12 protein-coding genes are annotated in these 9,422 nt (G+C 59.9%); 4 read left to right on the top strand and 8 right to left on the bottom strand.

Annotated features, from left to right (window positions below):
• The coding region (locus ACEW8N_RS21195; RefSeq protein ID WP_373501867.1) for a hypothetical protein at positions 1-857 on the top strand (857 nt) is incomplete at its 5' end.
• A 184-nt stretch (positions 858-1,041) separates the two neighbouring features.
• Positions 1,042-1,827: an enoyl-CoA hydratase gene (locus ACEW8N_RS21190; protein ID WP_373501866.1), complete on the top strand. Its 786-nt coding sequence runs from the start codon at positions 1,042-1,044 to the stop codon at positions 1,825-1,827.
• Positions 1,828-1,918: 91 nt separating this feature from the next.
• Here the strand turns inward: ACEW8N_RS21190 and rpsI are convergent, their stop codons facing one another.
• On the bottom strand, positions 1,919-2,314 hold the full coding sequence (rpsI, locus tag ACEW8N_RS21185) for a 30S ribosomal protein S9 (RefSeq protein WP_373501865.1): 396 nt from the start codon (positions 2,312-2,314) through the stop codon (positions 1,919-1,921).
• 42 nt (positions 2,315-2,356) lie between these two features.
• Positions 2,357-2,791, bottom strand: coding sequence for a 50S ribosomal protein L13 (gene rplM / locus ACEW8N_RS21180; RefSeq protein WP_373501864.1), 435 nt, complete (start codon positions 2,789-2,791; stop codon positions 2,357-2,359).
• Positions 2,792-2,964: 173 nt separating this feature from the next.
• On the opposite strand from rplM, the gene ACEW8N_RS21175 reads away from it, so the two are divergent.
• Both ACEW8N_RS21175 and ACEW8N_RS21170 read left to right on the top strand, forming a co-directional pair.
• On the top strand, positions 2,965-3,618 hold the full coding sequence (locus ACEW8N_RS21175; protein ID WP_373501863.1) for a class IV adenylate cyclase: 654 nt from the start codon (positions 2,965-2,967) through the stop codon (positions 3,616-3,618).
• A 17-nt stretch (positions 3,619-3,635) separates the two neighbouring features.
• Positions 3,636-4,430: an endonuclease/exonuclease/phosphatase family protein gene (locus ACEW8N_RS21170; protein ID WP_373501862.1), complete on the top strand. Its 795-nt coding sequence runs from the start codon at positions 3,636-3,638 to the stop codon at positions 4,428-4,430.
• Between the two features lie 124 nt (positions 4,431-4,554).
• Here ACEW8N_RS21170 and ACEW8N_RS21165 read toward each other — a convergent pair whose 3' ends face one another.
• From ACEW8N_RS21165 to ybgF, 6 genes are all read right to left on the bottom strand, one after another.
• Complete coding sequence (locus ACEW8N_RS21165) at positions 4,555-5,844, bottom strand: murein L,D-transpeptidase family protein (protein ID WP_373501861.1); 1,290 nt, start codon at positions 5,842-5,844, stop codon at positions 4,555-4,557.
• The gene (locus ACEW8N_RS21160; protein WP_373501860.1) at positions 5,841-6,668 is read right to left on the bottom strand and encodes an S-adenosyl-l-methionine hydroxide adenosyltransferase family protein; all 828 of its coding nucleotides are present in this window, start codon (positions 6,666-6,668) and stop codon (positions 5,841-5,843) included. The genes ACEW8N_RS21165 and ACEW8N_RS21160 overlap by 4 nt, the downstream gene beginning before the upstream one ends.
• Before the next feature lie 15 nt (positions 6,669-6,683).
• Positions 6,684-7,739, bottom strand: coding sequence for a Holliday junction branch migration DNA helicase RuvB (gene ruvB, locus ACEW8N_RS21155; RefSeq protein WP_373501859.1), 1,056 nt, complete (start codon positions 7,737-7,739; stop codon positions 6,684-6,686).
• 52 nt (positions 7,740-7,791) lie between these two features.
• Positions 7,792-8,409: a Holliday junction branch migration protein RuvA gene (ruvA, locus tag ACEW8N_RS21150; protein WP_373501858.1), complete on the bottom strand. Its 618-nt coding sequence runs from the start codon at positions 8,407-8,409 to the stop codon at positions 7,792-7,794.
• A 53-nt stretch (positions 8,410-8,462) separates the two neighbouring features.
• Complete coding sequence (locus ACEW8N_RS21145) at positions 8,463-8,942, bottom strand: crossover junction endodeoxyribonuclease RuvC (RefSeq protein ID WP_373501857.1); 480 nt, start codon at positions 8,940-8,942, stop codon at positions 8,463-8,465.
• A gap of 46 nt (positions 8,943-8,988) precedes the next feature.
• A partial coding sequence (gene ybgF / locus ACEW8N_RS21140) for a tol-pal system protein YbgF (protein ID WP_373501856.1) occupies positions 8,989-9,422 on the bottom strand: 434 nt, incomplete at its 5' end.

Genomic DNA, 9,422 nt, shown 5'->3' with positions numbered 1-9,422 from the left:
CCGAGGCGAAAGCGGCGGCAGAGAAGGCCGAAGCGGAGCGGAAGGCGGCCGAGGCGAAAGCGGCGGCAGAGAAGGCCGAAGCGGAGCGAAAGGCGGCCGAGGCGAAAGCGGCGGCAGAGAAGGCCGAAGCGGAGCGGAAGGCGGCTGAGGCCGCCGCGCTGGCCAGGAAAAAGGCCGATCCCGTGGAAAAGGCGATCCGATACGCCGTTGCCTGTCTCGCGGTGGTGTTTACCCTGATCGTGGCCGCCAGTTTTTCAAATTGCACAAAATATTATCTGAAAGCCAAGGGCGACACCGTGCAGATCTGGAAAGGCCAATTCTCCCCGGCAGGGGAGGTTCGGATTGCGAAAATTCCCGCGGCCGCCGTACCGGAGCCCCTGAAAGACATCTACAGCAAGGCGGAAGCACTAACGCTGGCCTTTGGCGTTTCAATCTCCAGGATCGACGAGCTGTTCGCCGAGGACGTGCCGAATCTTGAACAGATTCGAGCGCAACTGGCGGAGGCGGAAGCCTTTGCGTTTTCCGACGAATTCAAGAAAGCGATTGATGCGCGTCTGGTCAGCGTCGACCTGATGATGCTTCTCTACCGGGCGGATGCGGCTGCGGCCAAGGGAAGCCCGGCTGATTTTGAAAAAGCCCTCAAATGGCTTGCGGAGGCCAAAGCCCTTGATCTGACCGAAAATCAGGCGCTGATGGTGAACAAGCGGGCCGAGGCGATTGAGGGAATCCTTCAGGCCGCCGAGGCCAAGCCGCCGGCGGAGGCCGCACCGGAGAAAGCCGCTCCGGAAGAAGCTCCTGCGGCGGAGCCTCCCGTACTGCAGCCTCCCGCAGCTGAAAAACCCGAAACGACCATCTGATCATATTCCCCGTAAAAGGGCGAATTGCAGGTTTTCCATCTCTGTAATTCGCCTTTTTTATTCCGAGCAATCCATTTGGACGTGAGAAGAAGGATCCGGGCCGCGGGCAGCGCTGTCCATCGCGCTCCGCCCCGGTCCGGAATCCGCGTCGCGCGTCTGATGCAAACCAGGAAGGAAGGCTGTAATGGCTCTCGTATTGTTTGAAGAAAAAAATGCACTGGGCTGGTTGACATTGAATCAGCCGGAAAGCAGAAACGCGCTCTCCCTGGAGATGATCGGGGCGATTCAGGCGCATCTGAACCATATCAAAACCCGAAGCGACCTCAAGGTGATCATCATTCGGGGGAATGGGCCGGTTTTCTGCGCGGGGCACAATCTGAAGGAATTTTCCATCGCCACGCCGGATGTCGGGCACATCCGCAGGATTTTTCTCCAGTGCTCCGAGATGATGCTTTCCCTGCAGCAGATGCCGCAGCCGGTGATCGCACAGGTTCACGGCATTGCCACCGCGGCCGGCTGCCAGCTCGTGGCCGCCTGCGATCTGGCCGTGGCCGAAAACGGCGCGCGGTTCGCGACGCCTGGCGTGAGGATCGGGCTGTTCTGCACCACCCCCATGGTGCCCCTGGTCCGGGTCATCGGCCGCAGGCGGGCCATGGAGATGCTTCTGTCGGGGCGGATGATTTCAGCCGCGGAGGCCGAGGCGTACGGTCTTGTCAACCGGGTGGTCCCCCCGGAACGGCTCGCGGAGGAAACGGAGACATGGGCCTGTGAACTGTCGCAGTTCAGCGGTTTCACCCTGGGCTTTGGAAAGCGCGCTTTTTATGCCCAGGTGGATCTGGCCGAAACCGACGCCTATCGGCATGCCGCCGAATCCATGGTGGTGAACAGCCTTGATGGGGATGCACGGGAGGGAATTTCCGCCTTTCTGGAAAAACGATCGCCGGTGTGGGCCCAAGGGCGGGACAGATAGTCGCAGGGGAGGAGAGTAGAAAAGAATACGGGAGCGGATCGCGATCCTGCTCCCGTATCCAAAACTGTTTGAATCAACCGGGGGTGAGGTTTTACCGTTTCGAGAACTGGAAGCGGGCTCTTGCGCCTTTTTGACCGTATTTTTTCCGTTCCTTGACGCGGGGATCCCTCTTGACGAAACCTGCTTTTTTCAGAACCGGCCTCAGGTCAGGATCCATCTCAATCAGCGCCCGCGTAATGCCGTGGCGAATGGCGCCGACCTGACCGGATATCCCACCGCCGGTTACCGTGACCTTTACGTCAAAGCTGCTGATGTTGTTGGTGATCATGAGGGGTTGGGTCAGGATCAGCCTTGCGGACTCCGTGGGAAAATACTCCCCGACTTCCCGGTTGTTGACCAGGAAATTCCCGTTGCCGGGCTTGATCCAGGTTCTGGCAACCGCTGTTTTCCGTCTGCCTGTTGCGTAATAAACCGTTTCTTTTTCCATAAAATGCCTCGATCGATTATTTCAATGAACCGTGTGGGTGTATCAGAACTCCAGAACCTCGGGCTGCTGCGCGGCATGGGGGTGATCACTGCCGGTGTAGACCTTGAGTTTTTTGATCAGTTTCTTGCCCAGCCTGTTTTTCGGCAGCATCCCTTTGACGGCAAAGCGGATGACATCCTCCGGCTTTTTCGCCATCAATTCACGGGCCGTGGTCGTCGTCAAGCCGCCGGTGTATCCGCTGTGCCGGTAGTATTTTTTCTGATCCATCTTGCGGCCGGTCAGGACGATCTTGTCTGCGTTGACGACGACGATATTGTCGCCGGTGTCCACGTGCGGCGTAAACAGCGGGTTGTGTTTTCCGCGGATCCGGTGCGCGATCTTGCTCGCCAATCTTCCCAGAACGAGGCCCTGGGCATCAATGACATACCACTTGCCAGCATTATCCGATTCTTTAGCGCTATATGTGTACTTTTTCACCGTATTCGACTCCCTGTGGTTTATATAACCAGGCACAGATAAAATAAAATCGACCTCCTGTCAATAAAAAAATAATTTGTCCCGGAAATCATCATCGCATTGACACGGCGTTCCGCCTTGAATAAACTGAAGAAAATCGTAGAAAGCCACATCAGGAACGGAAGGCGTTGTTCATGGCACTTGAAATCGAAGTCAAGTTTTACCTGGGCACGGAAGAGGCCGCCGGAAGGGAAATCCGCAGTCGCATCGAGGCGATGGGCGGGCGCTCCGGGGGGAGGGTCTTCGAGAGGAATATCCGGTTCGAGGACGCCGAACACGGCCTTCTGAAGCGAAACTCGCTCCTGCGCCTTCGACAGGACCGGGGCACCCGGCTGACATTCAAATCCGAATCCGCCGGCGTTTCCGATCGGGACCGGGAGAACTTTAAGATATTCGAAGAACTTGAAGTGGAAGTCAGCGACTTTTCCACCATGGTCCGGATCCTGGGCGCCCTCGGATATCATCCGGCCCAGGTTTACGAAAAACGGCGGGAGACCATCGCCGTCGGCGGCAGCCATCTCTGCATGGATACCATGCCCTTCGGGGAATTCCTCGAAATCGAGGGGGAGAGGGACGAGATACCGGCACTGGCCGCCCGCATCGGTCTCGACTGGAACCATCGGATCCTTGAAACCTATCTGGGCATCTTCGCCCAATTGAAACAGGCCCTGTCCCTCCCCTTCGGCGACGTGACCTTCGACCATTTCAGGCAGCTTCCCGGCGGCCTGACAGTAGATGATCTTTCCCGCTGCATCCGCCGCCATGAAATCGGGGGCGGGGCGGAATGACCGCGACGGGGGATCCGATGTCAATGCAGGATAGCGTGTCGGCCTTGACCTTCAACATCCGGTTCGGTCTTGCGGATGACGGCGCGAACGCCTGGCGTTTCAGGAAGGATGCCTTCCCGCCGCTGTTCGACCGGCATTCGGCCGATTTCATGGCCTTCCAGGAGGTGAATCATTTCCAGGCTGATGATCTGGCCGGCATCCTGGCGGATTATGGCCGTGTCGGGCAACGGGTTCCATCGCCGTCCTTCTGGCAGAACAATGTCATCTTTTATCGGCGGCCGTGGAGATGCAGGGCAGTTGACCATTTTTTCCTGAGCCCGACGCCGGACATCCCGAGTCGCTTCCGGGAGAGCCGCTGGCCCCGGCAATGCACCATGGCCCTGTTCGAGAGAGAGCAGCAAGAGATCATCTGCATCAATACCCATTTCGATTTCAACGAGGCGGTTCAGACGGCGAGCGCGGGAATCATTTTAGAACGCCTTTCCCGCCTTTCGACCACGATTCCGGCGATCGTCATGGGGGATTTCAACGCGTCCCCAGACGCCCCCTGCCATCCTGTGTTTGTCTCCGAGACCGGGGAATCGATCGGGGAAGAGAGGGCCGGGTTCCGGAATGCTTTCGCGCCGCCCTATCCCGCGACCCATCACGGCTTTTCAGGCGCGACCATCGGGGAACACATCGATTGGATCCTCTACCGGGGCGGACTGCGATTGAAGCGGGCCATGGTGATCTGCGACCGGTTCAGCGGCCGGTATCCCTCGGACCATTTTCCGCTGCGGGCCGAGTTCTGCTGGGACCCAGCCGGCGCGTGACAGGGTGGGGCGCGTTTGGCGGCGATGGCGGACGACGCTTGCGTCTTGCACGCTATGCGGCTTTGACAGGCGGCGTTGTGCTGCTGGCAATCGGTGGCAGAATCCTTCTCGAACATGGCGTGATCTAAAACGGCCGTTGTATGTCAGCCGTGCGTTCTCGTTCCAGCACCGGGAGCGGAAAACCGTCCGCGCGGAGGAAGCCGACGGGATCGAAGGTGTAGGGCGGCAGAGGCGATGTCCGGTCGTTCATCCGTCGGCTTGCGGCCTCACTGAAACCGATGGGAACCTTTCCGGGGGCGGCTTCCATAGCGGCGGCGCCCAGGGCCTGCACAAGAAACCGGGAAACCGCAACCAACGGGTTTTTCATGGGATATTCCCGGCTGATCTCTGAAAGTGCCTGATAGGTATCGGCCAGGATGACCGGGCGGCCTCCCTGGTATTCCAGGAAGAATTGCTTGATGCCCACCCGGAGCGCCGTGCCTTCGGCCCGGATGTACTGATCACAGACGGCCACAAGGGTGTTCCGGTTTCTGAAGACGGCGATCTTTTTCGTTTTTAGCCGCAATGGGATGCCGGTTGCGCACATGGCCGCCTGCTGCCACGCCCACTCCTCCCACCAGGATGAAAACGGCGCCCCGGCGCCATAGCAGGCAATGAAATCCGCATATGCCCCGGTCTCGAGGGCCATGTGCCATTTTTTCAGAAGATCTTCCACCGCAGCCTTGGTCTCTTTGGCGGCATGGATGGGCTGGCTTTGCAACGAATCCACGATGATGATGGGCGTTCGGTTCACGGTGATGAAAGGCGAGAGGGCCAGGAGATCGGCGTTTTCAACGGCGACGCAGCCGTTGGAATCAAAGGGTTTCAATGGCTTGTCCGTGCCGTGGAGCCATATGGCGCTGCCGGTGCGCAGGGCTATCCTGTCCATCAGATTTGGATAGTCGGTCGGGAACGCCTTTACGCCGTAAATGGGCGACAGGTGCTCGTCATCAAACTCCTGGTTGAAAAAATAGACGCCCTCAGGGGTCTTGGCGTCCCCTGATACGGTTTTGGGGCCGTAATTTTTTCCGGTGGAGCATCCCACGCGGAAAACCGGTTCCGGCTGGTTCTGCATGTCATACAGAACCAGGGATTGGCTCGATTTTTCCACAACGATGGCATAAGCGCCCGCGTCGCCGGGTTCGTGGGAAACAAAGACGCCTGGCATCACTGCCGTATCCGGAGCGCCCGCATTTGAACCCGCATCGGGATGACCGGCGTTCGTTCCGCCGGTATTCCGCGGGGGGATATTCCGGTCGGCCGGATAAGATGCCCGCGGATGGCTCTCCATCGGCGGCGGCGCGGCGCAAGCCACTACACCTGACCACAGCAGGCTCCAGCATGCCAGGATGGCCGTCATGTTCCGTTTTTTCATGAATCCTGTTTCATCTCCTCCGGAATCTTCTTTCGGCGGACCGTCACCGGATCCCCGGTCTTCGCCTTGAGGCGCTCTTTTGCGCTGCCCCCGCTCACGGCAATTTCAAGAATCCCCCGGCTCCCGATCAGGGCAAGGCAGGTTTTCCCATCCAGACGGCCGTAATTGCCGGACAGGCCGGGGATAACGACGCCGCCCACGAGGATTTCAATTGCCTCTCCCCGGCCTGTCATGGGGTCGATATGGCGACTTTCGATGTTGGTCAGGAGGTTGCCGAACCGGTCTGCGCCGGTGACCGTGCCGACAAACCCGCCGTCTGGGGCCGCTTGGGGCCGCGGGAGCGCAAGGGAGACCATTTCGTCGACCGGCATGGGCGGCCCCAGGTCTGCAATGGAAACCCCCCGCAGGAGATGGGCCGCCACCGGCGCCAAGACGTCCCTGCCATGGAAGGTGCGGCTGATCTCGGGGAGAAAAAAATCGGCGTTATGGACGCGGACCACGTTGTCGACGGATGCCCTGCTGAGCAGGGGGAAAAGAATGCCGTTGTCCGGAGCGACAAAGAAATGATCGTCCGCCCGGGCTGCCAGGACGGCCCGGTTTGTCCCCACGCCCGGATCGACGACGCAGACATGGACGGTTTTCCGGGGAAAATAACCATACGCGGCGGTGAGCATGCGGGCGGCCGAAGGGATGTCCCCGGGCGGAATGTCATGGCAGATGTCCACGATCGCCGCCGCCGGATGAATCGTCAGGATGACGCCTTTCATCACGCCCACATATTCGTCCACGGTCCCGAAATCCGTCAAGAGAGTGATGCAGTTCACGTCCCGGCCCTTTTCCTATGCTTCCCGGTCAAAAAGGGGGTCCCGCCGGCAGGGGATGGCCAGATGTTTGCAGGCGGCCTCGGAGGCCCTGCGGCCCGACGAGGTCCTCGTGATAAAGCCGATCTTGAGGAGATACGGCTCGACCACGTCCACCAGGGTATCGGTTTCTTCCTGAAGCGTCGCCGCAATGGCCTCGATCCCCACCGGTCCGCCGCCGTAAAACCGGATCACGGTTTCCAGATACCTGCGGTCCAGCGGGGTCAGCCCCATTTCATCCACCCCCTCCAGGGCCAGGGAGCGGATGACCGTCGGAAGGGTGATCACGCCGTCCGCGCGGACCTGGGTGTAATCCCGGACCCGCTTGAGAAGGCGATTGACGATGCGGGGGGTCCCCCGGGAGCGCCGGGCCAGCTCCGCCGCCCCGGAATCGTCGATGATCACGTCGAGCAGGGCGGCCGACCGCTTCGCGATGGTGACCAGGTCTTTTTCATGGTAGAAATCAAGGCTCCTGAAGATGCCGAACCGGTCCCGGAGGGGGGCGGACAAAAGGCCCACCCGGGTGGTGGCGCCCACGAGGGTGAACCGGCCCAGGCGGAATCGATGGCTCCTGGCATGGACCCCCTTGTCGAAAACAAAATCCACGGCAAAGTCCTCCATGGCCGGGTAGAGAAACTCCTCCACGTTTTTAGGCGTTCTGTGGATTTCGTCGACAAACAGGACATCCCCTTCGGACAGGTGGGTCAGGATGCCGATGAGGTCGCCCCCTTTCTCGAGGGCCGGTCCGGAGGTGATGGTGAGGCCGCCGCCCATTTCGTTTGCGATGATGTGGGCCAGGGTGGTCTTTCCCAGGCCCGGCGGCCCGTGAAAGAGGACGTGATCCAAAGGTTCGTTCCTTTTTTTCGCGGCCGACATGGCGATCTCCAGGGTTTCCACCACCTCGGGCTGGCCGACGTAGTCGGAAAGCTTCCGCGGCCTGAGGGAGAGGATCTCCGGCGCCTCATCCATGGGCAGGTCTTTTCTGGTGAGAATCCCCTCCGGGTCGGATGAATGCGTTAAGATGTTGCCGGCCATCGTCTGAATGCAAAGCCCCCTTCGCACAACTGACAGATCATGATTGATGATATTATTTTACACCATTTCCGCGATAGATTTCATCAAAAAGTTCTTCGGGGGTGGCGATGGCGCTGCTGCGCTCAAGGGCTTCGGTGATCATCTGCCGTGCCTCCGCGGTCTTGTGCCCAAGCTGGGTGACCAGGACCTCGAGGACCTTCTCGACGAATTTTTCGGGCATGTCGGATGTCGGCCCGCCCTGCCCGGGGGAGCGTGCAAATTTACCCATTTTCCCGCCCAAGGTGGCGATGATTTTCTGGGCGGTCCGGGCGCCGATGCCTTTGAGGTCCCGGAGAATGCCCGCGTTGTTGGACTCGATGGCTTCGGCGATATCGCTGATGGGGCGGGTGAGGGCCTTGACGGCCTTCAGGGGGCCGATGGCCTCGACGGAGATGAAATGCTGGAAGAACTCCTTTTCCGTCTCTGAGTTAAACCCGATGAGGATCGGGGCGGGCTGACGTTCCGTGTGATGGTAATAGATGAAGAGGGCGAGATCGTCGCCGATGACCATGTTTTCCAGGGTGGTCATGACAAAGAAGGGAAGGATGACCTCGTACCCCACATGGTTCACCAGAAGGAGAATGCGGTCTTCCTCTTTCCGGAAAAGGGTGCCTTTTAGATAAGCGATCATGGTGTCATCGTATCCGGCGCATCGGCCAGGCGGGCCGGTGACGCGACGTCATTTCAGGGGTGGTGCCTGAAGAGCCCGATGAGGGCCAGGGCCAGGGCGTCTGAGGCGTGAAAGGGTCGAATGGGGGCGGTCGCTCCGAGAAACCTCCGAACGGCCATTTCCAGTTGGGCCTTGTCGGCGGCGCCGTTTCCCGTCAGCACCTTTTTGGCTTCCCGGACCGGAACCTCCCCGACGGGAATGTTCGCCTGCCTGCCGGCAAGAAGGATGACGCCGGTGACCTTGCCGAGGGTGATGCCGGATTTTGGGTACCTGGCCAGGGAGAAGACATCCTCGACGATCATAAGGTCAGGCTTTTCAGCCTGGATGACCTCCGAGAGTCCGGCGTAGATAATTTCCAGCCGGTCTGTCAGGTCATGCTCTTTCTGAGTGGTGATGCTGCCGAAGGCGAACCGGTCCACCTTCATGCCATGGCCGCTGACAACGCCGATTCCCGTATCGGCAAGACCGGGATCGATCCCGATCACCGTGAGCATGAGGGGCGGCGGGCGCCATGGACGGCAGTGACGGAAAGGGGACGCATCAGAGGCTGCCCATCTTCTGGCGGGCGATTTTGGCTTCACTCGAATTGGGATACTTTTCGATCAGCTCCTGGAGGATCAGGCGGGCATTGGCCTTGTCCCCCATGCCGGCGAAGGCGAACCCCTGCTTCAAGAGGGCGGCCTGAACCTTGTTTCCTTTGGGATACTTTTCGATAACCGTTTGATACTCCAGGATGGCCTGCTCATATTCCTTTTCACGGTAGAAGGTTTCACCGATCCAGAACTGGGCGCTGTCCGCGTTCCTTGTTTTGGGGTACTGGAGCAGAAGCTTCTGGAAACCGTCCCGGGCGTTCTGGAAGTCGCCCTGGTCAAAAGCCTGCTTGGCCGCCGTGTAGAGCTCCCCTTCCGTGGCGGGGGCTGCGGCCGTCGCCGCGGGCGGCTGGGATCCCGGAGGCTGGAGGCCGCCGGGCATGG

This window comes from Desulfococcus sp., assembly GCF_041737845.1.
Lineage (GTDB): Bacteria > Desulfobacterota > Desulfobacteria > Desulfobacterales > Desulfococcaceae > Desulfococcus.
This window is presented reverse-complemented; position numbering and strand designations above follow the sequence as displayed.